Annotated in this window: 27 protein-coding genes; 7 read left to right on the top strand and 20 right to left on the bottom strand. The window is 64.4% G+C overall.

Features of this window, described 5'->3' with window-relative positions; all coding sequences use genetic code 11:
• Positions 1-84: 84 nt before the first annotated feature.
• The 8 genes from BT173_RS03915 to BT173_RS03950 all read right to left on the bottom strand — a co-directional run bounded on the left by BT173_RS03915 (position 85) and on the right by BT173_RS03950 (position 5819).
• Positions 85-615 (bottom strand): GNAT family N-acetyltransferase, encoded by a 531-nt coding sequence (locus tag BT173_RS03915; RefSeq protein ID WP_084658154.1) that lies wholly within the window; start codon positions 613-615, stop codon positions 85-87.
• A gap of 106 nt (positions 616-721) precedes the next feature.
• A complete protein-coding gene (locus BT173_RS03920) occupies positions 722-1195 on the bottom strand; it encodes a GNAT family N-acetyltransferase (protein WP_217651397.1) in 474 nt (157 codons plus the stop codon).
• Positions 1196-1315: 120 nt separating this feature from the next.
• Positions 1316-1774, bottom strand: a complete 459-nt coding sequence (locus tag BT173_RS03925; RefSeq protein ID WP_072427332.1) for a hypothetical protein — start codon at positions 1772-1774, stop codon at positions 1316-1318.
• A 182-nt stretch (positions 1775-1956) separates the two neighbouring features.
• Positions 1957-2298, bottom strand: coding sequence for a YciI family protein (locus BT173_RS03930; RefSeq protein WP_072427333.1), 342 nt, complete (start codon positions 2296-2298; stop codon positions 1957-1959).
• A gap of 269 nt (positions 2299-2567) precedes the next feature.
• On the bottom strand, positions 2568-2903 hold the full coding sequence (locus BT173_RS03935) for a hypothetical protein (protein ID WP_072427334.1): 336 nt from the start codon (positions 2901-2903) through the stop codon (positions 2568-2570).
• Positions 2904-3236: 333 nt separating this feature from the next.
• Positions 3237-3677: a hypothetical protein gene (locus tag BT173_RS03940; RefSeq protein WP_072427335.1), complete on the bottom strand. Its 441-nt coding sequence runs from the start codon at positions 3675-3677 to the stop codon at positions 3237-3239.
• A gap of 164 nt (positions 3678-3841) precedes the next feature.
• On the bottom strand, positions 3842-5251 hold the full coding sequence (locus BT173_RS03945; protein WP_072427336.1) for a sigma-54 interaction domain-containing protein: 1410 nt from the start codon (positions 5249-5251) through the stop codon (positions 3842-3844).
• Between the two features lie 94 nt (positions 5252-5345).
• Positions 5346-5819, bottom strand: coding sequence for an Lrp/AsnC family transcriptional regulator (locus BT173_RS03950; protein ID WP_072427337.1), 474 nt, complete (start codon positions 5817-5819; stop codon positions 5346-5348).
• Positions 5820-5967: 148 nt separating this feature from the next.
• On the opposite strand from BT173_RS03950, the gene BT173_RS03955 reads away from it, so the two are divergent.
• Both BT173_RS03955 and BT173_RS03960 read left to right on the top strand, forming a co-directional pair.
• A complete protein-coding gene (locus tag BT173_RS03955; RefSeq protein WP_072427338.1) occupies positions 5968-6879 on the top strand; it encodes a DMT family transporter in 912 nt (303 codons plus the stop codon).
• A gap of 23 nt (positions 6880-6902) precedes the next feature.
• Positions 6903-8078 carry an amino acid aminotransferase gene (locus tag BT173_RS03960; RefSeq protein WP_072427339.1) on the top strand — a complete coding sequence of 392 codons (1176 nt, stop codon included), beginning with the start codon at positions 6903-6905 and terminating at the stop codon, positions 8076-8078.
• Between the two features lie 102 nt (positions 8079-8180).
• Here BT173_RS03960 and BT173_RS03965 read toward each other — a convergent pair whose 3' ends face one another.
• The 3 genes from BT173_RS03965 to BT173_RS03975 form a co-directional block, all read right to left on the bottom strand.
• On the bottom strand, positions 8181-9284 hold the full coding sequence (locus tag BT173_RS03965) for an alkene reductase (protein ID WP_072427340.1): 1104 nt from the start codon (positions 9282-9284) through the stop codon (positions 8181-8183).
• Positions 9285-9395: 111 nt separating this feature from the next.
• The gene (locus BT173_RS03970) at positions 9396-9599 is read right to left on the bottom strand and encodes a tautomerase family protein (protein WP_072427341.1); all 204 of its coding nucleotides are present in this window, start codon (positions 9597-9599) and stop codon (positions 9396-9398) included.
• An 18-nt stretch (positions 9600-9617) separates the two neighbouring features.
• Positions 9618-10217, bottom strand: coding sequence for a TetR/AcrR family transcriptional regulator (locus tag BT173_RS03975; RefSeq protein ID WP_245794124.1), 600 nt, complete (start codon positions 10215-10217; stop codon positions 9618-9620).
• A 142-nt stretch (positions 10218-10359) separates the two neighbouring features.
• On the opposite strand from BT173_RS03975, the gene BT173_RS03980 reads away from it, so the two are divergent.
• The 3 genes from BT173_RS03980 (at position 10360) to BT173_RS03990 (ending at position 15065) form a co-directional block, all read left to right on the top strand.
• Positions 10360-11130 carry a substrate-binding periplasmic protein gene (locus BT173_RS03980; RefSeq protein WP_175545550.1) on the top strand — a complete coding sequence of 257 codons (771 nt, stop codon included), beginning with the start codon at positions 10360-10362 and terminating at the stop codon, positions 11128-11130.
• Positions 11131-11566: 436 nt separating this feature from the next.
• On the top strand, positions 11567-13387 hold the full coding sequence (locus BT173_RS03985; protein ID WP_072427344.1) for a M4 family metallopeptidase: 1821 nt from the start codon (positions 11567-11569) through the stop codon (positions 13385-13387).
• A gap of 106 nt (positions 13388-13493) precedes the next feature.
• Positions 13494-15065 carry a M20/M25/M40 family metallo-hydrolase gene (locus BT173_RS03990; RefSeq protein ID WP_072427345.1) on the top strand — a complete coding sequence of 524 codons (1572 nt, stop codon included), beginning with the start codon at positions 13494-13496 and terminating at the stop codon, positions 15063-15065.
• 70 nt (positions 15066-15135) lie between these two features.
• On the opposite strand, the gene BT173_RS03995 is transcribed toward BT173_RS03990, so the two are convergent.
• Positions 15136-15564 (bottom strand): MerR family transcriptional regulator, encoded by a 429-nt coding sequence (locus BT173_RS03995; RefSeq protein ID WP_072427346.1) that lies wholly within the window; start codon positions 15562-15564, stop codon positions 15136-15138.
• A gap of 62 nt (positions 15565-15626) precedes the next feature.
• On the opposite strand from BT173_RS03995, the gene BT173_RS04000 reads away from it, so the two are divergent.
• On the top strand, positions 15627-16262 hold the full coding sequence (locus BT173_RS04000; RefSeq protein ID WP_072427347.1) for a cation efflux transmembrane domain-containing protein: 636 nt from the start codon (positions 15627-15629) through the stop codon (positions 16260-16262).
• 22 nt (positions 16263-16284) lie between these two features.
• On the opposite strand, the gene BT173_RS04005 is transcribed toward BT173_RS04000, so the two are convergent.
• From BT173_RS04005 to BT173_RS04040, 8 genes are all read right to left on the bottom strand, one after another.
• A complete protein-coding gene (locus BT173_RS04005) occupies positions 16285-17646 on the bottom strand; it encodes a 4Fe-4S binding protein (protein WP_072427348.1) in 1362 nt (453 codons plus the stop codon).
• Between the two features lies 1 nt (position 17647).
• Complete coding sequence (locus BT173_RS04010) at positions 17648-18448, bottom strand: FTR1 family iron permease (RefSeq protein WP_072427349.1); 801 nt, start codon at positions 18446-18448, stop codon at positions 17648-17650.
• Positions 18449-18454: 6 nt separating this feature from the next.
• Positions 18455-18772, bottom strand: a complete 318-nt coding sequence (locus tag BT173_RS04015) for a cupredoxin domain-containing protein (protein ID WP_072427350.1) — start codon at positions 18770-18772, stop codon at positions 18455-18457.
• 2 nt (positions 18773-18774) lie between these two features.
• On the bottom strand, positions 18775-19317 hold the full coding sequence (locus BT173_RS04020) for an iron transporter (RefSeq protein ID WP_072427351.1): 543 nt from the start codon (positions 19315-19317) through the stop codon (positions 18775-18777).
• 103 nt (positions 19318-19420) lie between these two features.
• Complete coding sequence (locus tag BT173_RS04025) at positions 19421-20761, bottom strand: aldehyde dehydrogenase family protein (protein WP_072427352.1); 1341 nt, start codon at positions 20759-20761, stop codon at positions 19421-19423.
• The gene (locus tag BT173_RS04030) at positions 20761-21084 is read right to left on the bottom strand and encodes a DUF2249 domain-containing protein (protein ID WP_072427353.1); all 324 of its coding nucleotides are present in this window, start codon (positions 21082-21084) and stop codon (positions 20761-20763) included. Before BT173_RS04030 ends, BT173_RS04025 begins: the two co-directional genes overlap by 1 nt.
• A 235-nt stretch (positions 21085-21319) precedes the next feature.
• Complete coding sequence (locus BT173_RS04035; RefSeq protein ID WP_072427354.1) at positions 21320-22486, bottom strand: NAD(P)H-dependent flavin oxidoreductase; 1167 nt, start codon at positions 22484-22486, stop codon at positions 21320-21322.
• Between the two features lie 200 nt (positions 22487-22686).
• On the bottom strand, positions 22687-23364 hold the full coding sequence (locus BT173_RS04040) for a Crp/Fnr family transcriptional regulator (RefSeq protein WP_072427355.1): 678 nt from the start codon (positions 23362-23364) through the stop codon (positions 22687-22689).
• A gap of 142 nt (positions 23365-23506) precedes the next feature.
• On the opposite strand from BT173_RS04040, the gene BT173_RS04045 reads away from it, so the two are divergent.
• Entirely contained in the window at positions 23507-24070 is a 564-nt protein-coding gene (locus BT173_RS04045) for an isochorismatase family protein (protein ID WP_072427356.1), read from the top strand.
• Positions 24071-24085: the final 15 nt, after the last annotated feature.

A 24085-nucleotide genomic window follows, 5' to 3' on the forward strand; every position in this document is an offset into this window, starting at 1 on the left:
GAGTCGGAACGGGTTACGTGGGAGCCAGGTGTCATCGCAAAGGGTGGCTAAGGCGGTGGAATGAGCGCGTGAGCGGCAGCGGCCTCAGGCATCGGCCGGCGCCAGCGCGCTGACGACGAACAGATGGAAAGGCGAGTCGGCACGGTCGGCCTGCGCCTGGACGGATTTTGCCGGCCACTGCGCAAAGCGCTTTTGCCAGTAGCGCAGCGCAGCCGCATCACGCTTGAACACCGCCACCAACCAGGGTGCGGGGCTGGGCAGCATGGTTTGCGCCAGCAGTGCCTCGGCCACGCCGCGCCCGCGGTATTTAGGCAGCACAAACATATCGGCCAGCTCATACCGGGCCGGTGGCACGCCCTGGGCCGCTTCCACCAGCGCAAAGCCGGCCGGGTGCCCATCCACCCAGGCTAGCAGCGCGTAATCATCGCCACCCAGCAGGTAGGAACGCACGCCCTCCTCGCTGGCGTCGTACAGGCCACTGGGCAGGATATCCTCGTCACTCCAGTGGCTGGCCTCGAAGTAATACAGCTGCAGCAGGCGGAACAGCAGGCCATGCTGCGCTGGCCCTGCCGGTGTAATCGTGATCGTGTTCATGGTGGGCGGCGGTAATTTCATGCCGCAGCGGCCTGGCTTGGCCGGCCCGAATGGGGCATGCGGCTAGGCGAAGGCCGCGCGGAGCTGGGCGGACGGCCGGAACCATAGTCGAGAAACGCCCGCCCGGCTAGGTGGCCAGCACGCACAGATAGCGTCGCGCCTCAAAGCACTGGCCACCGCGTTCAATGGATTTAGGCGGGCAAACATCGAGCTGGAAGCCTGCTGCGGTGTAGAAGCGTATCGCCCGCGCATTGTGTGCGAGTACCCACAGGCTGCAGTGGGTAAAGCCCTGAGCATGCATGGTTTGCTGGGCGTGATGCCACAGCGTGCGCCCAATGCCGCGCGACCAGATGTCGGGCGCCACATACATCGCCCAAAGTTCTGCTTGGCTGGACGGCGCATCGGTGTCGCGGCAAGCACCAAAGCTCAGCCAGCCTCGCAGCGTGTCTGCTGACTTAGCCAGCAAAACCGCTGTCTTGCCGCCCGCAATGACCTCTGCCCACCACGCCTCGCGCTCGGCGAGCGACTGCGCAGCCAGATAGGCATCGGGAAATACGCCACGGTAGGCCGCGCGCCAGGCGCTGATATGGATTTCGGCCACTGCGCGAGCGTCTTCGGGTGTAGCAGGTGTGATTAGCAGCATAGGAAAGGAGCGGATATGGGTTCTGCGGAGGGGATATCGAGCCGCACCAGCCGGTGCGCTCAACAATACACCGCGTCGCTAGGCAAGGTATGGCTGGCATTGGTTGCACAGCATAAAGGCGATGGCCGTTTCAAGGTGCTTGGCCAGCGCCGGGTCCTTGCGCTCCAGCGCGCCCACCACACCCTGGCGCGCCTTCTCGATGAAATCGATGCGGCTGGTGTCGCCAGCCAGCGGTACGGGTTGGCCGCTGGCCACCGAGACCTTGATCGTCATGCCCAGAAAAGCCGTGCTGTCATCCAGCGACAGCTTGCCTGCACGAATCTGCCCATTCATCCAGTCGAACAGCTGCTGCCGCGTCATGGCGGTGAAATCCACCGGTTCGCTTGCCGCAGGCCCGTTTGACGCCCTCGCGGCCGCAGCCTGTGCGGTCTTGGCCTGCAGCATCGCGGCAAAACCGATGGCATCGCTAGCTGTGGCGCCAAACGCTTGCGCGCCGCGGGCAGGATAGGGCTTAGGGATCACGGCCTCGGTTTTCATCTCGCGCTCCTCGCATTATCGCCAGCCGAACAAAGCACGATGCGTGCTAAGACCCTGCTCGTAGCCAAGTAGGGTGGGCAGCTTGCTGCCCACCGTGGTGCCGAGGCGAGAGTGCGCCATCGGTATGGCCGGCAAGGTGGGCAAGGCCTTGCCCACCCTACTGGGCTGGGCGCTGGGCCGTATCAAGACTCTGGGTCGAACATGATCTCGCGTACTTCCTGCGTGCAGCGGCAGCTTTCCGCGATTCTTGCAGCCCAATACAGCGCAGCCTCGCGGTTGGGCACTTCGATGATGGAGAAGCCGCCGATCACTGCCTTCGTCTCTGGCATGGGGCCATCGGTGGTGCTGCCGTCACATGCTACGAGCGTCGATTGCTGACGCTGTATGCCCGCGCCGAATATCCACACTCCCGCCGCCTTGGCTTCGCGCACCACCTGATGCGCCGCCTCGCCCACTGCCGGCCAATCCGCATCCGGAATATGGTCCATCGAACCATCATCAAACGAAATTAAATAGCGGGGCATTGCATTACTCCCAGATTGAGCGGATTCGTGCGGCATTCTCCTAGGAATGGAAGGCCGAATCAGATACTTGGCTGTGCATGAGTATTCTTGGTGAAAATTGGTGGGCTTTGCTTCACCTTGACTTCCTCCAACAGTGTTTTTCTAAATAAAGAATAGAGTGAGGGTGCTATCTATACGGCCGGCAAGGTGTGCAATGCCTTGCCCATCCTGCTGGGCTGGTTTTACCTGAATGCGTGGCCAATAAGTTGTCCACCCTTGTCTGAGGTTTCCTACATAGGCACATCATCACCGAACGGTGTAATGCCGCTAACTTGGGTGAGCTTATTCTTCGCCAAATCAATGGCCATCAAGAAGTCCTGAAGCGGGAAGCTGTGTATTGCCACATCAGGATTATCTGGGGAAAAGAGCTCCAGCTTCAAATTCTCAAATCCGTCTTCTTGAGTAAGCATTGCCACAAAGGTCTGTTGATAATCAATCTCAGCGGTCAGTCTTTCGTGATCTCCATCATCTCCAACAGTGAAGCTGAAATCTTTGAATTTAGCCATATTAATCCTCACGAAAACCTTTGAATGAACCATCTCTGTGATATTGAATTCTTCGTCCATCAAGTTCTTTAAGGGTACTTCCAGAAACCTCGTTTCCGGGCACCGATCTGGCAGATCAACATGACCTGCTGAATTTTTGCGCAATTTGCCTAAATTCGGGCTCGTTGCGGACTCACTTTCCAATCCTGAACCTGCTTTCTCTTGGCCCAGAACGCACATCGGGCGTCAAGACGCCGCCACGCTCGTCTCCTTCAGCCAGCACAGCCGCTTCAGGTTGTAAGCCAAGTACGGTGGGCAGCCACGCTGCCCACCCTAGCGTCGAAGCGATTGTGCACCATCGATTTGGTCACCAAGGTGGGCACTGCCTTGCCCACCCTACTGGACTGTTGGGTGCTAGAAAAATTCATAATCTGCTATTCCTGTTTTCCCTGGCCCTGTAAAGAAGCGTACAAAAAGTGTGTGTTGGTAGCCCAGTTGCTCTCTGAATGCTTTGAGTTTTGAAAGATCTTTGAAGTTTTGTTCTGGGTTTGTGGATTTTTTTATTTCAACGGCTATTAAGTTTTTACTAGTCATCCTTCGATGAATAATGATGTCGGGAACAACCTTGCGTGTGGATGCAGGATCATTTGGCGAAATGGCATAAGTCAGACGTTTTATCTTGTCCATGTCGCGATCGTACTCGCAGTCAACATCCCATTCTGGGAATGCAACTTTCAGTTTATTGGCAAGCTGGTGAGCGATGGCTTGCTCGCTAGAGTCCACCGCCAGTAGCTGGTGTTGCTCTTTGATAAATTCATCCAGCAGGGCTTCAAGATCAATATTGAGGTCTAACACTTTCGGCTCCTAAATAAATGAAGCTAATTCGCCCCCCTAAGTGGAGGTCTTAGTTGAGTAGGGGGTATCGCTTGGCGTGTTGTCGCGGGGCTGTGGGTGATTTAGACATCCAGCGGTCTTCGGCACATTAATACACCACGCGCTTGCGTGAAGTCCCAGCGGCCTCATACCTTCTCCAACCCATACCCCGCCAACTTTTCATACAGCGTGGCGCGGCCTATGCCCAGGATGCGGGCGGCGTCGCTTTTGTTGCCGCGGCTGGCCAAGAGGGCGCTGCGGATGGCTTCCATTTCGGCGCGGCGCACCGCTTCGGCCAGCGTCAGCGGGTTTAGCGGTGGCGGCGGGCCGGCGGGCAGGAAGTCGGCCGGGGTCAGTTCGGGGTGGTCGGCCAGCATGGTGGCTTGTTCCAGCGCATTGCGCAGCTCGCGCACATTGCCGGGCCAGGGCTGGCTGGCTAGCCAGGTCAGTGCTTCCGGGCTCAGGCTCTTGCGCGCGGCGCCGCTGCGCAGCGAGATATCGGCGAGCAGTTTTTCCGATAGCGGGGCGATGTCCTCGCTGCGTTCGCGCAGCGGTGGCAGGCGTATCGGCAGCACATTCAGGCGGTAGAACAGGTCGGCGCGGAACTGGCCGGCTTCCACCATGGCCGGCAGGTCGCGGCTGGTGGCGGCGATTACGCGTACATCCACCTTGATCAGCTGGTTGGCGCCCAAGGGTTCAATTTCCATTTCCTGCAGCACACGCAAGAGCTTGGCCTGGGTGGCCAGCGGCAGGTCGCCAATTTCATCCAGGAAGATGGTGCCGCCATCGGCCAGCTTGAACTTGCCGTCGCGGCCGCGCCGGTCGGCGCCGGTATAGGCGCCCGGAGCGGCGCCGAACAGCTCGGCTTCCAGCAGGGTGTCGGGGATGGCAGCGACGTTCAGGGCTACGAAGGGCTGGCTGGCGCGCATGCTGGCGGCGTGGATGCTCTGGGCCAGCAGTTCCTTGCCGGTGCCGGTTTCGCCCAGCAGCAGCACGGTGGCGTCGAGCCCGGCGGCGCGCTTGCCCAGGTCTTTCATGCGCTTGCAGGCCGGGCCTTCGCCCACTACGTCGGCAAAGGTGTAGCGCGCGCTGCGTTCGCGGCTGAAGTCGCGCCGTATCTGCAACAGGCCTTGCTGCAGGCGGCTGAACTTGTCCATCAGCGGCTTTAGCGGCTGCCAGGCGTCGTAGAGCATGATGCCGCCCGCGCCGATGATCTGGCCGGCGTCGTCCATGATGGGGAAGCGCGAGACCACGAACGTGCGTTCGCGGTGGGTCATGAAGTCGAGCAGGATGGGCTCGCCGGTGCGCAGCACTTCGGTGAGCTTGGTATTGGGCAGCAGTACGTCGATGCGCTCGCCCAGGATGCGGTTGAGGTCGGCAATGCCTAGGATCTCGGCGTAGTGCGGGTTCATCCACACCACGCGCGCATCGGTGTTGATGACTACCGCGCCGGCAAACTGGCGCTCGAATACATCAAAAAACGCACGCTGCAGCACGCTTTGCAGCGCAGGGTGGGGCAGATCACTGGCTTCGGGCAGGTCCAGGCCGAGTTTCATAAGCTTGCCTCTTGGGCTGTTGTCTCCTCGGGCGAGTGTACGTGAGCTTGCCGGCACCGGCACCGATTCTGTCTGCCCGGCCGGACAGTCTGTGTCAGCCGCGCAGCGTGCTGCTGCCTTCCAGCGGCAAGGGGGCGCCGCTTTTCACCGTGCGGATGGCGAAGTTGCTGGTGATGTCCTGCACCATGGCCAGGGTTTGTAGCTTGCGCACCAGCTTTTCGTAATCGGCCAGATCGCGCACCACCACTTCCAGCAGGTAATCAAACGCGCCCGAGACCACATGACAGCTGATCACCTCGCTCAGCTGCTCGATGGCGGCTTCGAACAGGCGCACCGCGTCCTCGCGGTGGTGCATCAGGCGCACATTCACGAACACCGTGGTGGCCAGCTGTAGCAGATTGCGGTTCAGCACCGCGCGGTAGCCGCTGATGATGCCGCTGTCCTCCAGACGCTTGAGGCGGCGCGCACAGGGCGAGGGCGATAACGCCACCTTGTCGGCCAGCTCCACGGTGGAGAGGCGGCCGTCTTCCTGGAGCAGTTGCAGTATCTGGCGGTCGGTGCGGTCCATGCTGAGCGAGGTATTGGTTGATTCCGCTAATTATGGCTTGTTTGTGGGTGTTTATCGCCAATTATCTGGCCTGATATTGCGAAGTTTGCCCTGAAACGCCCCGCCGCTCGCCGGGATAATGGCGCATCGAATCTGGCTGGAGGCTGCCATGAGCACCGCCCTGACGCTTGCCCCAAACCCGCGCCTGAGCGCCCCCATTCTGGGCCTCTTGGCACTGGGCCTGACCGTGCTGGTCTGGTCCGGCTTCTTTCTCTCGCTGCGCCTGGGCGCCAAGGCTGCGCTGCCGCCGCTGGAAATCGCCCTGTTCCGTTTCCTGCCCGCCACCGTGTGCTTCCTGCCCGTGCTCTGGCAGCGCTGGCGCAAGATCACCGCCGTGCCCTGGCCGCTTTTGCTGATGATGGTGTGCGGTGCCGGTCTGCCGTACTTCCTGGTGGCGGGCCTGGGTATGCGCCACGCACCGGTGGCCGATGGCAGCACGCTGCTGCCCGGCACGCTGCCGCTGTTTGTATCGCTGCTGGCGCTGGGCCTGCTCGGCCAGCCGCTGGCGCCCAGCCGTCGCAAAGGCCTCGCGCTGATCGCGAGCGGAGTGGTGCTGATGCTGCTGTTCTCGCTCAGCCATGCCCAGGCGGGCCTGGGGCAGGGCTATGCGCTGTTCCTGTTCGGCAGCCTGTTGTGGGCTGGTTTCACCCTCGCGCTGCGGCGCAGCGGGCTGGGGCCGCTGGAGGGCGCCGCTGTGCTTACCTATGGCTCGCTGCCGCTCTTGCTGCTGGCGCTGTGGCTAAGCGATGCACCACTGCAGCTGCCACAGCTGCCGGCCAGCCAGCTTGTGCTGCAATTCCTGCTGCAGGGCCTGGGTGTGGGTCTCGTGTCCACGCTCAGTTACGCCTACGCGGTGGCGCGGCTGGGGGTGGAAAAGGCCGCCATTGCCGGCGCGTTGACCCCGGTGGTGGCCTCGCTGCTGGCTGTGCCCCTGCTGGGCGAGCTGCCCCCGCTCAGCTCGCTGCTGGGCATGGCCCTGATTGTGGCCGGCGTGCTGCTGGCCAACCGCCCTAACACCTAGTGCCCACGCTTCTGGAGCCACCTATGTTCGATACCTTGAGCCCGGCTGCGGCCGACCCGATTCTGTCCGTGGTGGAGGCGTTTCGCGCCGATGCCCGGCCGCACAAGCTGGACCTGAGCGTGGGCGTATACCGCGATGTGCAAGGCCAGACACCGGTGATGGCCGCGGTGAAGGCGGCCGAGCGCGCGCTGTGCGAGGCGCAGGCCAGCAAGAGTTATCTGGGCCTGGCGGGCAATACAGCCTTCCTCGATGCGGTCATGCAGCTTTGCCTGCCCGCTGACCGTGAGGCCGCGCGCTGGACGGCGATTCAGACTCCGGGTGCCAGCGGTGCGCTGCGCCTCTTGGCCGACTTGCTGACCGCGACCCGGCCCGGCCTTACCGTGTGGATCAGCGACCCCAGCTATGTGAACCACGCGCCCATCCTGCGCGCGGCCGGCTTGCAGGTGGCCAGCTATCCCTATCTGGACGTGGCCAGCGGCAGCCTGCGCCGTGATGCGCTATTCGATACGCTGGCCGGCCTTGGGCCGGACGATGTGCTGCTCTTGCATGGCTGCTGCCATAACCCGAGCGGCGTGGACCTGAGTCTGGCCGACTGGCAGCGCATCGCTGGCATGGCTAGCCGGCAGGGCTTCCTGCCCTGGGTGGACCTTGCCTACCAGGGCTTTGGCGATGGCGTGGAGGCCGATGCGGCCGGCTTGCAGATACTGGCCCGCGCGCTGCCGCAGCTGCTGGTCGCCTATTCCTGTTCCAAGCATTTTGGCCTGTACCGAGAACGCACTGGTGCGGCCATGCTGCTCTCGCGCTCGGCCGCCAGCGCGCAGCGCGTGCAGGGCAAACTTTTCGAACTGGCGCGGCGTAGCTACAGCATGGCGCCCGACCACGGTGCCGAGGTAGTGGCGCGCATCCTGGCCAGCCCGGCGCTGACCCAGCAGTGGCACGAGGAGCTGGACGGCATGCGCGCCCGCATCGTGTGCATCCGCTCACGCCTGGCCGACGCACTGGCCGCGCGGGGCCTGGATGGCGAGCGCCTGCGCCGCCACAAGGGCATGTTTTTCATGCTGCCGCTCAGCCCCGTCCAGGTAGAGCAGCTGCGCGCTGAGCATGCGGTCTATCTGGTCGGCGGTGGGCGGTTGAATCTGGCTGGGCTGGATGAGACGCGCTGCGATGATCTGGCTGTCGCGCTGGCGGCCGTGGCCTGATTCCACAGCCATAAAAAAAACGCCACCCGCTGTTTGGGTGGCGTTTTTGATGGCTGGCCAGCGTTGGCCTGCATGTAAGCGCTACGGCGGCCAGTCCTAGGCTTAAGCGGCCAGGGTCGGGTAGTCGGTGTAACCCTTGTCCGCGCCGCCGTAGAAGGTGCTGGCATCCGGTGCATTCAGCGCGGCGCCCTTGGCAAAGCGCGCCACCAGGTCGGGGTTGGCGATATAGGGGCGACCGAAGGCCACGGCGTCGGCGGTGCCGGCGGTGATCAGCGCTTCGGCGCGCTCGGCATCGTAGCCGCCGCAGAAGATCAGCGTGCCGGGGAAGGCCGCGCGCAGGCTGCGTCGGTAGTCCTCGCTCAGTGCGGCGCCGCCAGCCCAGTCGGGTTCGGCGATGTGCAGATAGGCAAGGCCGCGCTGGCCAAACTGGCCGGCCAGGTAGTGGCCCATTTCCAGGCTGCCGTTCGGGCTCATATCGCCGAACACGCCATTGGGCGACAGGCGCACGCCGACCTTATCGGCACCGATGGCGGCAGCGACGGCATCCACGACTTCCAGCACGAAGCGCGCGCGGTTCTCTTGGCTGCCGCCGTACTGGTCCTGGCGCTGGTTGGCGCCGCTGTCCAGGAACTGGTTGAGCAGATAACCGTTGGCGGCATGCACTTCCACGAAGTCAAAGCCGGCCCGCAGGGCGCGCTGCGCGGCGGCCACATAGTCGGCCACGATGCCGGGCAGCTCGGTGGCTTCCAGCGCGCGCGGCGTCTCGGTGGGTTCGTTGCTGGGCGTGCCATCCGGCAGTACCACGAAGGCATTCGAGTTCTGCGCGCGGATGGCCGACGGCGCCACCGGCGGCTGGCCACCCTCCTGCAGCAGCGAATGCGAGATGCGCCCCACATGCCACAGCTGCAGCGCGATATGCCCGCCCGCCGCATGCACCTGGCTGACCACGTTCTTCCAGCCGGCTTCCTGTGCATCGGTATAGATGCCTGGGGTCCAGGCATAACCCTGGCCCTGGCGCGAAATCTGGGTGGCTTCGGTGATGATCAGGCCGGCGCTGGCGCGTTGGGTGTAGTAGCGCGCATTCAGCTCGGCGGGCAGATCGCCAGGCTGGGCGGCCCGTGAACGGGTCAGCGGCGCCATGAACACGCGGTTGGCCAGTTCGGTTTTGCCGATACGTACGGGGGTCAGCAGTTTGTCCAGAGACATGGTGTGCTCCTGTTAAATTAGACCGGTCGTCTAGTTGGTGCGTCAAAAAAGGCAGCCCGAAGGCTGCTTGTGCTGCGGGCGCGCTGCGCTTGCAGCGCGCTTGAATTGGGATTAACTACCGCGTTTGCGGCGCTCGGTGACTTGTTCCCCACCAATGCCCCAGTTATCGGTATCCACTTCGTCGATCACCACTACGGTGGTGGCCGGGTTCTTGTTCAATACCTTCTGCAGCAGTTCGGTCACTCCGGCGATCAGCGCGGCTTTTTCTTCCTTGCTGGCACCCTCGCGGGTGATCTTGATATTCACATAAGGCATGGCAGGTCCTGGCTTGGGCTAGTGAATGACGGGGGCCAGCAGGGCATCGCTGGATTGGCGCGCAGCCTGAAAGGGGCTGCGGCTGTGTTGAACCTTGGCCACCAGGGCCGCGCCCAGCCAGAGCTGGTAGAGCGCGGCAGCCAGTTGCTCGGCCGGCCGGCCGGGCGGAATCGAGCGGTCGGCACGACCGATGACAATGCAGGCGGCCAGGCGTTCCATGATGCCGGCAATGCCACGCTCAAGCTGCGTGCGCATGGCTTCGGATAGGTCGCTGACCTCGCCGGTGAGCTTGACCACCAGGCAGCGCGATTCGCAACTGCCGTGTTCGGCCACGCGGTCCCAGCCAGCGAAATAGGCATCCAGCTTGGCGCGGCCATTCAGGCTGGCATCGGCCACGATGGCATCCAGCCCGCTCAGGTAGGTGGCGAAGAAACGCTCGAGCAGCGCCACGCCATAGCCTTCCTTGGAATCGAAGTAGTGGTAGAACGAGCCCTTGGGCACCCCGGCCGAGCCAAGAATCTCGGCCAGGCCCACGGCGGCAAAGCCCTTGCCGAGCATGATGCTCTCGCCGGTGGCCAGCAGGTGTTCGCGGGTGTTGTCGAAGGGTTTTTCCATCATGTTTCGCATGGTAGGTAAAAATAGACCAGTCGTCTAGTGTTAAATGGCCCTGCAATTAGAAGGGGCTTTCTACTACATTGCTGAGGTGAATGCATACGGTAGCGTCGGGTCCAGGTGGCCAATGCGCCGAGGAGGAAGTGCGATGAGATTTTGCTTGCTGCTCGCCAGCTTGCTGTGCAGTACCTGTGTGGGCTGGGCGGCAGAGCCGGCGCTGAAGGTGGCGGGCGCGCTATGGTGCCCATATAACTGCGCGGCCGACCCACAGGCCAAACGGCCAGGCTTTATGCTTGAAATTCTGGATGCCGCACTGGCCCAGCAAGGGCGCAAGATGCGTTACCAGGAGTATCCCTGGCGACGGGCCATCGTTGCCACGCGCAACTTACAGACCGATCTGATTGCCGGCACCTTGAAGAGCGATGCGCCTGACTTCGTATTCGGTCAGCAAGCCTTTGGCGTCAGTCGCAGCTGCTTCGTTACCCGGGCCGATTCGCAATGGCATTACCACTCGGTGGCGGATCTCACGCGCCTGCGCCTGGCCGTGAACAATGATCAGACCTTTGGCGAGCCAGTAGACAGCCATGTGCGCTCCGCGCGCAACCGCAGCTATATCTTCCTGGGCGGCGGCAGCGATTATCTGCACAAGCACCTCGAGGCGCTGGCGCGCGGCCAGATCGACCTGACGCTCGAGGACGAGTACGTGCTGAACGACTGGTTCAAGCAAAGTGGTCGTAGTGCGGAGTTCCGCTTTGCAGGCTGTCTGCATAGCGGGCCGGTATATGTGTCGGTCTCGCCCCAACATCCGCAAGCGAAAGCGTTGGTCAGGATGCTCGACCGCGGTGTGCGTGCCTTGCGTGAGTCGGGCGAGTTGGCGCGCATTCTGGCCAAATATGGCATTCGCGACTGGCAGAACTAGCTGCTGCCTAGCCACTGTTGCACATCAACCCGTCTTCCTACCGTTCGTCAGCGATTGACTTCGGTATTTTGACGCACGCTTTTCCCTTGACTACTACCAGTAGGCCAGCACTTCAACGTGCAGCCGGCCCGGTTTCCCCGGCCGATACAAGAATGCAGGCGGTGTGTACTCGCCCGCCTGCCGGTCGTTCCCACAGATTGCAAAACCGTAGTCGTACCGCGTGCGCTGACTGCTCACTAGACGACAAAGCGGTCGCTTGCTCGAAAAATTGAGCTGGCCCAGGCATGACAAGTGGTGCCATGCGCCATTTGTAAACGACGCTGCCGTACGTCTTACCGGGCGTGTGGTGCGGGGAGGTGAATATCGCCGGCTATCGCCGTGCGAGTTCACCAGATCTGGGGAATTGTCCCCACGCAGAGGAGCTGAGGAGTAAGTCATGAAGCCAGTGCTTTTTGCCGTTGCACGTCCCGCTGTCCTTTCCCTGCTGGTATTGGGCGCCTTTGGCGCCACTGCCGCAGAGCGCATCAATCTGCAGGAACGCTCGCCCGACAGCCTCTTGTCGGCTGCCCTGGCCAGTGGCCAGACCGGTGTACATGCGATGCTGGGGCTGAGCCAGTCCGAGCTGAAGGCGCAGCGCAGCCAGACTTATCGCAATGGCAAAACCGTTACCCGCTATCAGCAGTACTACCAGGGCGTGCCGGTGTTCGGCGAGGCCGTGGTGGCCCAGCAAACGGCCGGCGCTGTGCAACCGGCCCTGGCCGGCAGCATGCTGAGCGGCATTGCCAGTGATCTGGCCAGCGCGAAACCGGTGTTCAGCGCGGCCAATATGCTGGCCCAGGCCAAAAGCCTGGCGCGGGTGAATGGCAAGACCGAAAACGATCAAGCCACGCTGTATGTGAAGCTGGACAAGAACAATGTCGCCCGTCTCGTCTACCTGGTGTCCTTCGTGATTGAGGACGCCGACCACCCGAGCCGCCCGCACTTCTTCATCGACGCCAATACCGGCGCGGTGCTTGAGCGCTGGGAAGGCCTGGCTCACCGCGATGCCACCGGCCCCGGGGGGAATACCAAGACGGGCCAGTATGAATACGGCACCGATTTTGGCCCGCTGGTGGTGACCGACGACTGCAAGATGAACAGCGGCAATGTGATCACGGTGAACCTCAATGGCGGTACCAGTGGTTCCACCCCGTTCCAGTTCACCTGCCCGCGCAATACCGTCAAGCAGATCAATGGCGCCTACTCACCCCTGAACGACGCGCACTACTTCGGCAATGTGATTTTCAATATGTACCAGAGCTGGTTCGGTCTGCGCCCGATCAGCCAGACCCTGCAGATGCGCGTGCACTACAGCACCAATTACGAGAATGCCTTCTGGAACGGCAGCTCGATGACCTTCGGTGACGGCGGTTCGACCTTCTACCCGCTGGTTTCGCTCGATGTGTCGGCCCACGAGGTCAGCCATGGCTTTACCGAGCAGAACTCGGGCCTCGTTTACTCGGCCCAGTCAGGCGGCATGAACGAGGCCTTCTCGGACATGGCCGGCGAAGCGGCCGAGTACTACATGAAGGGCACGAATGACTGGATGGTGGGCGCCGAGATCTTCAAGCGTAGCGGGGCCTTGCGCTATATGGACGACCCGACACGCGACGGTCGCTCGATTGGCCACGCCAGCAATTACACCAGCGGCATGGATGTCCACTACTCGAGCGGTGTGTACAACAAGGCCTTCTACCTGCTGGCCAATAAACCGGGCTGGAACACGCGCAAGGCCTTCGAGGTGATGGTGGATGCCAACCGCCTGCACTGGACCGCCAATAGCACCTTCAACCAGGGCGCTTGCGGGGTGGAAACGGCAGCCGAGAACCGTGGCTATAGCAAGGCCGATGTCACGGCGGCCTTCAGCGCCGTGGGCGTGAGCTGTGGCACCACGCCGCCCCCCACCGGCACCGTGCTGACCCGTGGTGTACCGGTCAGCGGCCTGGGCGCCACCAAGAGCAATAAGCTCAACTACACGATGGTAATTCCGGCCGGGGCCAGCAATCTGACCTTCAAGATCTCGGGTGGCACTGGCGATGCGGACATCTACGTGAAGTTCGGTTCGGCGCCGACGCTCACTTCCTATGACTTCCGTCCTTATCGCTCCGGCAATAACGAGACTGTGACCATCGCTGCGCCCAAGGTCGGGACCTACTACATCATGCTGAATGCCTACAGCACCTTCAGCGGCGTGACCCTGGTGGGCAATCACCAGTAAGCCCTTGGCCCGCTCCCTGCGTGGGAGCGGGCTTTTTCCTTGCGCTAACGCCCCCAAAATCTTGCTTGCTGCCCGCCGCCATGCGCCGGGTGGAAGGAGTCATGTCATGCAATACAAACTGATCGCCCTGCTGCTGGTCAGCGCCTTTACGCTGAGTACTGCCGAGGCCGCGCCGAAGAAGGTCTGGATTACCGTGGGCGACGCTGCCCTGGCCGAGCTGCAGAAGATTTCCCCCACCACGCGTGCCAGCGTCAGCCGGGCCATGCCGGCCAGCCAGGCCGGCGTGCCGGCGGGTCTGGCCAGCCCCCAGGCTGCGCGCCTTGAGCAGGCGCATGCGGTGCTGGTCGACGAAGACATGCTGCTGAGTCTGAGCGAGGCCGTGCACCACGAGCTGCGCCGCTGCGGTGGCTATATGGCCCATGCCAGCGAGGCCGATGCACTGGCCGCCCTGCAGGCCAGCGGCACGGTCAATCTGCTGGCCAGCCGGCCCTCGTACGCGATCGATAACCCGACCCTGGTCAACCCGCTGCTGCCGCAGATGCAGGACAGCAATATCGCCGCCACCATCAACGACCTGTCTGCCTTCACCAACCGCTACTACACCACTACCCATGGCGTGAACGCCTCCAACTGGCTCGCGCAACGCTGGCAGCAGCTGGGGGCAGGGCGCAGCGATGTAACGGTCGAGCAGTTCATCCACACCGGCTATCCGCAGAAATCGGTCATCCTCACCATCAAGGGCACCGATAACGCCAGCGAAGTGGTGGTGCTGGGCGGCCATCTTGATTCCATCGTGTCGGGCGGCATGAGCGAGAACAAGCGCGCGCCGGGCGCCGATGACGATGCCTCCGGCATCGCCAGCCTGACCGAGGCCGCGCGCGTGATGCTGGCCTCGGGTTACAAGCCGCGCCGCACCATCAAGTTCATGGGCTATGCGGCCGAGGAGGTCGGCTTGCGTGGCTCGCAGGATATCGCCAAGAAATTCAAGACCGACAATGTGAATGTGGTGGGTGTCATGCAGCTGGACATGACCAATTACAAGGGCTCGGTCAACGATATCTATATCTATACCGACTACACCGACAGCCAACAGAACAGCTTCCTGGCCAGCCTGATCAGCAGCTATCAGCCCACGCTCAAGGTCGGTTATGACAGGTGCGGCTACGGTTGCTCCGACCATGCGTCCTGGAATGGCCAGGGTTTTGCCGCCTCGCTGCCCTTCGAAGCCAGCTTCAGCCAGTCCGATCCGTATATCCACACCATCAACGACACCTATGCGAATACCGGCAGCCAGGCCCTGCATGCGCTGAAGTTCAGCCGTCTGGCCCTCGCTTATGCGGTGGAACTGGGTAGCGATGGTCCCTCGGTGCCGCCACCGGGCGACAAGGTGGAGACCTTCAGCGGCAGCTTGGCCAAGGGGCAGAAGGCCAACTTCGGCCCCTTCAAGGTGGCGGCGGGTGGCAGCCTGGTCGCTGATCTGACCGGCACTGGCGACGCGGACCTGTATGTGCGCAAGGGCGCCGCGCCGACCACCAGCGCCTATGACTGCCGGCCGTATAAATCGGGTTCGACCGAGAGCTGCACGGTGAATATGACGGCCAATGGCGATGTGTACGTGATGCTGAATGGCTACGCGGCCGCTACCTACAACCTGAAAGTGACTTACCGCGCGCAGTAAGCCCCGCGCTGGCGTAAACAGCCCCCGCGCGGCATGGCCGTGGCGGGGGCTTTTTGTGCGCCGGATAGGGCTAGGTGGGCTGGTCGCCGTGCGCGCAGCACTGGCGCGCATCGAGTGCTTCGATCAGCCGGCAGTGCTCGGCCGTGGCACTCGCGCAGTGGGCAAGCCGGCTCAGCGCGGCCTGGATGGCCTGCAGATCGGCGATCTTGGCCTCCACCTCGGCCAGGTGCTGGCGGGTCAGTGCATCGGCCTGTACGCACGGCTGCTCGGGGTGGTCGGCCAGCTGCAGCAGAGTGCGCACCTCATCGATGCTGAAGCCCAGTTCGCGGCCACGGCGGATGAAACGCAGCCGCTTGACCGCGCCCTCGTCGTATCGCCGGTAGCCGCTGGCCGCGCGCGCCGGCGCGGGCAAGAGGCCGATCTTCTCGTAGTAGCGGATGGTTTCCAGATTCACCCCGGCCGCTTGGCCCAAGGTGCCGATGCTGTACGCGCTGCCCATGGCTTGACCCTGTAGTGACTACAGGGTTCAGCATAGGGCTTCCCTACTGACCGGAGCAAGCCATGGGCGCCCACTGCTGCCATTCCCACCCACAAGAACCTGCTGTCAAGGCGCAGCCCAGCCCGGCCTACCGGCGCGTGCTGTGGCTGGCGCTGTGGATCAACTTCGCCATGTTTGCGCTGGAAATCGGCGCCGGCCTGCGCGCCGAATCGGTCTCGCTGCTGGCCGATTCGCTCGACTTCTTTGGCGACGCGGCCAATTACGCGCTCAGCTTGCTGGTGCTCGGTATGTCGCTACAGCGACGTGCCCAGGCCGCCTTGTTCAAGGCGGCCAGCATGGCGGCCTTTGGCCTGTGGGTGCTAGGCAGCGCGCTCTGGCATGCCTGGCAGGGCAGTAGCCCAGAGCCACTGACCATGGGTTGGGTGGGTGCGCTGGCCTTGCTGGCCAATCTGAGCGTGGCGGGCCTCTTGTATGCGTACCGGGATGGGGACAGCAATATGCGCAGCGTGTGGCTGTGCACACGCAATGATGCGCTCGGCAATCTGGCCGTGTTGCTGGCGGCACTCGGCGTGTTCGGCAGCGGCAGCGCCTGGCCCGATCTGGCCGTGGCGGCCGTGATGGCGGGCCTTGCGCTGGCAGCCGCCTGGCAGGTGCTGCCGCAGGCACGCCGCGAGCTGCGCCAGGTACAGGCGGCCTGAGCCTGGCGCGCCTCTATCTGCATTAGGCGCCGAACAAGAGGCCCAGCCAGACTAAGGCAATGCCGATGGGGGCGGGGGCATACAGCAGCAGGGCGCGACGGCGACGCGGCAGGCCGGCCAGCTGTGCCCAAGCCAGCTGCAAGCTCCACAGCAGGCCGGCCAGCAAGAGACCGCCTTGCAGCCAGCCGCGCCAGTTCAGCGCCAGGCCAAGGCCGCGCAGCTGACTGAAGCTGGTCAGCGACAGACCGAGCAGCAGGGTCAGGCCGGCCAGCGGCGTCAGGCAGTAGGCGAGCTGGCGCTGGCGTGCGCGCCAGTCGTGCTGCAGCAGGCGCGCGGCAGCGGCCAGCCAAGCCCAGGCCCAGCTGCCCAGGGCCAGCGCAGCCAGCGCGATATAGGCCAGGATCAGCGCGCCATCCAGCCAGCTGAAGCTATCGTTCAGCTGCGGGTAGTGGGTAAGCAACCACCACGGTGCCGTGTCATCCAGCAGCCAGAGTGCCTGCTCGTGCTCGATCAGCCAGCCGGCTAGCCCCTGCTTGGCCTGCAGCAAGAGCGTGCTGCTACTCCACAGGAAGGCGCCACCGGCGGTGCCGATCAGGCCATACAGCAGCAGTGCCACTTCCCAGCCGCGTGTCTGCTCGGGACGCAGCGTGATGATTTCCTGGCCGGGCTGGCGCCAGGCCCACTGCACCGCATCGCGTTGGCCCGCGCAGCGCCCGCACTGATGGCACTGGCTGGCGCTGTCCATGCGGCGGATATCGATAAGTGGTGCGCAGTTGATCGCGATGACCTTGCGGCTGGGTGGCGCATCCCAGGCCGCACGGTCCACCGCGTAATGCAGCGGCGCCAGGCGCGCCAGCAGGCCGAATACGCCGCTGACCGGGCATAGATAGCGGCACCAGATGCGCTTATTGCGCGCATAGGCATAACCGACCGCCATGGCAGCCACGGTGGAGCCGCCCAGGATCAGCAGGGCCGGGCGTGGATATTGATAGACGCTGAGTAGCTGGCCGTACACGGTGGTCAGCACGAAGGCCAGCAGCGGCCAGCCCGGCCAGCGCAGCCAGTCGGGCGCGCGTCGGCCACGGCCGCACTGGCTCGCCCATTCGGACAACATGCCTTCCGGGCAGAGCAGGCCGCACCACAGGCGGCCGAATAGCAGCACCGACAGGATGACGCCCGGCCACCACAAGCCCCAGAACAGCATCTGCGCAATGCCGTTCAGGCTGTCCAGCAAGCTGGCCTGGGCCGGCGGCAAGGGCAGCAGGGCCGGCAAGATCAGCAGGACCAAGTAGATCGCCACCACCAGCCACTGCAGCGCGCGGATCTGGCCCTGATGGGCGCGCAGCCACAGGCCCAGGCGCGCCAGGCGGCTGTCGGCACGCATGTCAGCGGACCGCCCGGCGGGCCGGGAGCAAGTAATAAGCGACCAGCAGCCAGTACAGCGCCAAGCCGAGCAGCGGGCTGAGGGCCGGATGGGCGCGATAGCCGGTGAAGCTGGCCAGCAGATTGCCGGCCCGGCTCGCATCATCGAGCAGCCAGCTGCTGTCCCACAGCTCGTCCACCAGGGTGGGCAGCCAGCCCAGCATGGTGAGCTTTTCCAGCGCGCCGATCAGCAGCGCGCCACCCAGGAGCAGCAACAGGGTTTCGCTCAGGCGGAAGAAATGCCGCCACTGCAGCCAGCGCCCGCCCTGCTGCAGCAGCCAGTAGCTAGCTGCCGCGAGGCCCAGGCCAAGCAACACGGTCAGGGCCAGCTCGCCCGCACTGGTCTGCTCCAGGCCTAGGCCGTACAGAAAGACCACGGTCTCCGCCCCCTCGCGGGCAATGGCCAGCGCAGCCAGTACGGCAATGCCCGGCCCGGCGCGCGCATCGACTTCGGCCTGCAGTGCCTGGCGCAGCTGGCCACCCTGGCGGCGCATCCAGGCCACCATCTGCACGATCAGGCCGGCGGCCAGCAACATCATGCCCAGCTGGGCGTAGTCGAGCGCGCTTTCGGGCAGCTGGCGCAGCAGGCCCAGCAGGGCGGCGGCCAGCAGCAGGGCGAGGCCAATGCCGGCCGCCACGCCGACCCATAGCCAGCGCAGGCGCGCGGCTGTTTCCGGCTGCTGGCGCAGCCAGGCGTGCAGGATGCCGACGATCAGCAGCGCTTCGGCCGATTCGCGCCAGAGAATAAACAGGGCTTGGCTCATGGTGGGCTAACGCAGAGTGAGGACAAACAGGCCGGTGGCCGGGTGGAATTCGTCGATGAAGCGGTATTCGCCCGGCCGCAGCGGATTGAGCACCACGAAGGAGCGCGCGCCGGGCGCCAGCACCTTCTCCACGCGCAGACGCAGGTTCTCGAACTCGATCGGACTGCGGCCGGCATTGACGATATTCAGCTTGATGCGCTGGCCGGCCGGTGCGCTGAGCGCGGCCGGGGTCAGCCGGCCATCGCGCGCGGTGATCGTGTAGCTGGGCAGCTCGGCCGCGCCGGCGGCGCCAGCCAGCAGTGCGGCCAGCAGGGCGCCGCGCATGCTCAGTACCCGCCCTTCTTGCCGGTGCCGGCAAACACCAGCGGATATTTGAGCGAGAAGGGCTTGAACCAGGCGGCCACGCCGGTTTCCTTGTCTACATGGCGGCCGAAGTGGGCATCGCCACCGGGCGGCTGCACGCGCAGGGTCAGCGTGTACTTGCCCGGGCCGGCCAGCTTCACATTGTCGCCATAGTGCGGGCCGTCGCTGGCCACCATCGCATGCATATTGCCGCTGGCCACCGGCTTACCGTCCGCCTTGCTCAGCTGATAGCTGATCTGCAGGCCGGGCACCCAGCTGCCTTCGGGAAAGCCGTTCGGGTTATCGGCCAGCGCGCGGATATCGGCCTCCAGGTGCATATCGCTATCGGCCGCGGCGCGCATCATGCCGGCCGGTTCCATCTGGATCGGTTGCAGATAGACGGCCGCCACTTCCAGGCCAGCCTGCTGCTGCGGCTTGCCGATCGGGTATTCGAGCGCCAGGGCGGGTAGCTGGCAGGCCAGCAGGGCGAAGGGCAGCAGGCGTGAGACGAGGGAGAGGTGGGGCATGGGGCTTTCCTTTAATGAGAATTGTTATCGTTATTTTGCGGATGGCAGGCGCGGGCAGCCTTGTCCTGGATCAAGGAAAGCGGGGGGGGCAAGAGAGGGGCGGCTAGCCGGCCAGCCAGGCTACCGGTCGGGTGAAGGCCAGCAGGCCGTCGCGGCCCAGCGTGCTGCCAAAGCCCGAGGCCTGGCTGCCGGCAAAGGGCAGGGCGAAGCGTGAGGTGGGGCGGCTGTTCAGGCACAGCATGCCGGCCTGCAGCTGGGCGGCCAGCGGCGCGGCCTGTGCAGTGTCGCGCGTCCACAGGCTGGCGGCCAGTTGCTGGCGGCTGGCATTGGCCAGGGCGATGGCGGCCGCGCTATCCGCCACCACACTCAGGCAGGCCACCGGGCCGAACAGCTCCTCGTCGAAGGCCGGCATGCCGGGCGTCACCTGTTCGAGCAGGGTGGCGGGAAAGTAATAGCCGCGCCCGCCGGCCGGCTGGCCACCGAGCAGGCAGCGCGCACCCTGTTCCACACTCAGGCTCACCTGGCGCGCCAGCTTGTCGCGCAGATCGGCACGCGCCAGCGGCGCCAGCGTACTGCCGCACTGGTAATGCGCGAGGGCCGCGCGTAGCGCATGGCGGAAGGCATCGGCCACTGCCTCGACCACGATAAAGCGCTTGGCAGCCGTACAGGCCTGGCCGGCATTCAGGCAGCGGCTTTGTGCAGCGGCTTCGGCCGCGGCCGCGATATCGGCATCGGCCAACACGATGAAGGCGTTATTGCCGCCCAGCTCCAGCACGGCCGGCTTCAGATGGTGGGCGGCCAGCGCGCCGAGCTGGCGGCCGGTGGCCTCGCTGCCGGTGCATACCAGCATGCTCACCGCCGGGTCGGCCAGCGCCTCGCGCGTGCCTACCTCGTCGGTCCACAGGCATTGCACCAGGCCCTTGGGCAGCAGCTCGCGGCAGATCATCTCCACCAGCGCGCTGGTCTGCGCCACATTCGGCGCTGGTTTGATCAGCACCGCATTGCCGGCCAGCAGCGCGGCGGCCAGCGGGCGGAAGATCTGCCAGACCGGGTAGTTCCACGGGGTAACCGCCAGCACCACGCCCAGCGGGCGACGCCAGATCTGGCCGTGTGCACCTGGCTCGGGCGCCAGCCAGGCCGGGCCCTGCTCGGCTAGGAATTGGCACCACTTGGCCGCGCGCAGCACCTCGTCATCAGCCTCGGCATACTGCTTGCCCATTTCGCGCTGGATGCTGTTGGCTAGCACCGGGCTGGCCAAGAGCAAGGCCTCGCCCAACGCACGCAACAAGGCAGCGCGCTGGGCCAGCGTGCTGCTGGCCCAGTGCGCTGCGGCCTGGGTCGCGGCAGTCAGTGCCTGCCGCGTGTCGTGTCGTTGCCAGCTTGGCCGTTCGGCAAAGACCTGGCCGTCGCGCGGGTCGCGCGAGACAAAGCGATTCGCCTGCATCAGCCGCCGCTGCAACCGCAGCCGCTGCCTTGGCCGCTACCGCAGCCACCGCCGGCTGCCGCTTCGCTGTGATTGAGCGGATGCACGGAGAAATCGATCACCACCTGCTCGGGATTGTGGTCGACATAGTGGATGCGCACCTGTTCGCGGTAGCGCTGACCTATCTGCTGCAGCAGCGGCAGCGGTTCGTGGTCGTTGATGAAACGCATGACCTCGCCTTCGCGCAGCGCTTCCAGCGCGCCGAAGATGGCGGCATGCCGGAAGCGCTTGGCCACGCCGCGCGCGTCGAAAACAAAGGTGTTGTCGCTGATGATGCCGTTCATATTGCTTTGCTCCGCTTGGGCTTGAGATGGGCTCATCTTAGGCAGGCCGGCGCAGGCTGGCCTTGAGCCAGAACAAGTAAATCGCGTGCCATGTTGTTTGTTGCTTCAAGCGGAGATTTCACCGCAGAGGACGCGGAGTACGGGAAGGGAATACAGGGTGAGGAGGGCGGCCGACATGCCCAGTCCGCCTTCCTCCGTGACCTCCGCGTTCTCTGCGGTGAATTGGTCATTGCCGTTAAACCGGCTGGGGCAAATCCGCCGGGAAGGTGCCGTGCAGCAGGTAGGCGATCAGCTCGCGTACCGGGCGGATGGCCTGGCCGAAGGGCAGGCGGCTAGCGCCGCGGAAGAACAGGCCCTTGTCCACCTCGCCGCGCACCGCAGCGGCCAGCTTCAGATCGATGCAGAACTGGCCGATACGGCTGATGCCATCGCGCAGCCCGCACTGGCTCAGGCAGTCCATGCGCTGGGTGCAGCGGCGCACATCGGCCTTGGCATGCGCCTGCAGGCTGGCTTCGCGGCGCAGATAGTTGTTCAGCCAGGGGGTGGCCACCGCGCGCGCCGGCAGGCCGGCCACGCTGACGAACTCGACCAGCTCGGCCGGGTCGGCGCCGGCCAGCGTGTGCTTGAAGTTGGGGTGGGCATCGCCCTCGGCGCTGACCGCGAAGGCCGTGCCCAGCTGTACCGCATCGGCGCCCGCTTCCAGCCAGTGGCGCACCTTGGCATGGCTGTCTATGCCGCCGGCCAGGATCAGCTGCGGCGCATCACGGCCCAGGCCCAGCTCGGCGAACAGCGCGCGGCATTCCTCCAGCACGCGCGCGAAATCAAAACGCGCATCGCGCAGATCATCGATGCGTGCCGCGCCCAGATGGCCGCCGGCATGGGCTGGGTGCTCGATCACGATGGCATCGGCACGGCGTCCCTTCTTCAGCCATTTCTTCAGCACGATGCTCACCCCGCGTGCATCGGACAGAATCGGAATCAGCGCCACCTTGGGGTGATCGGCCGTCATCTCGGGCAGGTCGAGCGGCAGGCCGGCGCCCATCACGATGGCATCGGCACCGCTCTCGCAGGCTTGGCGCACCAGGGCCGGGTGTTCGCGCACCGCCTTCATCACATTCACTGCAATCAGTCCATGCCCCTGGGCCACCGCCTTGGCCGACTGGATCTCGCGGTCCAGCGCGGTCAGATTGGCTGCGTCAATCTGGGCATGGTCGCGGCAGCGGTGGGTGGCTTCCAGGAGATCGGGGTGGTGGTGACGCAGGTCCACGCTGGCGATGGTGCCGAGCGCGTTCTCGCGGGCCACCGCGCCGGCCAGCCGGTGTGCCGACACCCCTACGCCCATGCCGCCCTGCACGATGGGCAATACCTCGCGCCCGGCCAGTTTCAGCTGCTTGAACCACATGCTAATGCTCCGAATAGGAAGAGATGCCGCAGCCTAGGCGCTTGTGCGCCGGCTTTCCTTGAGCGGCGTCAAGGACGTATGCGGGCGGGGAAAGTATTGCAGAATCAATCGCTTGCTCGAATTTTTGGTGGTGAGGCGTGAGGCGTGAAAGGTAATGGGCGCGGGGCGGGGCATGTCGCAGGCCGGCCGCCCCATACCGCCTAGCTGCCGTAGAGCTGGGCTTCCAGCGCCTCGGGGTCGAGGATCTGCACATCGCGGCCGTCCACGCGGATCAGGTTTTTGGCGCTTAGCTGGTGCAGCAGGCGCGACAGGGTCTCGGGCGTGAGGCCGAGCTTGGAGGCGATCACATTCTTGTTGAAGGGGAAATGCACCTGGTCGCCCTCGCGCGGCTGCTTGAGCAGGAAGCTGATCACGCGCTGCGAGGCATTCTGCAGATTGATGGTCTCGATATCCTGCACCAGCGCGTGCAGGCGCAGCGACAGGCCGGCCAGCATGCGCTTGGCAAACGACGGGTCGTGATCGATGGCCGCGTAGATGTCCTGCTTGTCTATCCAGATCAGCAGTGTGTCCTCGAGCGCCTGGGCCTGCACCATATAGGGCTTGTCGAGAAACATCACCGCTTCGCCGAAAGCCTGGCCGGGTGCGAAGAACTCGATCACTTTTTCCTGCCCGCTGGGCGAGGGAATGGCCAGCTTGATGCCGCCCACCGCCACCACATACAGGCCATTGGCCGGATCGCCGCGGTGGAACACGAACTGATGCTTGGCCACGCGCACCTGTTGGCTGGCACGTGCCATCAGCGCCAGTTGGGCGGCATCCAAATTGCGAAACAGCGGCAGGCGCGCCAGCAGCGCGTCGATATCGAGTTTGTGGGCCATGGCCGGTGCCGCCTTGCTGAGGAAGATGGCGCGATGCTAGGCCTGTGGCGCGCGCGGCGGTATTCGCCGGATGGACTAGACTGACTGGCACCTAAGCTGCCCGATAGCAGCATGGAATCAAAACCCAGTCAGGAGGAAAACGATGGCCAGTATTCGTGCAGGTAGCCAGCAGGCTTTGCTGGTGGTGGATGTACAGGTGGGCGTGATGGCCGAGTGCTGGGATGCCGCCAGGGTGATTGCCCAGATCGCGACCGCCGTGGCGCGCGCCCGCGCGGCCGGCGTGCCGGTGATCTGGGTTGCGCATGCCGATGCCGAGCTGTCGCAGGGCTCGCCGGCCTGGCAGCTGGTGCCCGAGCTGAAGCCCTTGGCGCATGAGCGACTTATCGACAAGCACTTCCACTCCTCCTTCGAGCAGACCGAGCTTGAGCAGGTGCTGGCCGAGGCCGGTATCGCCCATATCGTGCTGGCCGGCGCGGCCTCGGGCTGGTGCATACGCGCCACCGCCTATGCCGCGCTGGAACGCGGCTACGACCTGACCCTGCTGGAGGACGCGCACAGCACCGCCAACCTGGTGCTGGACGACGGCAGCCGCATCGATGCCGCCCAGGTCATGCGCGAGCTCAATATCGCCTTGCACTGGCTCAGCTACCCAGGCCGGCGCAATGCGGTGGCCGGCGCGGCCGAGTTCGCCTTCGGCGCGGCTTAGTCAGGCTGCGGGCCG

This window comes from Chitinimonas taiwanensis DSM 18899 (genome assembly GCF_900119825.1).
GTDB lineage: Bacteria > Pseudomonadota > Gammaproteobacteria > Burkholderiales > Chitinimonadaceae > Chitinimonas > Chitinimonas taiwanensis.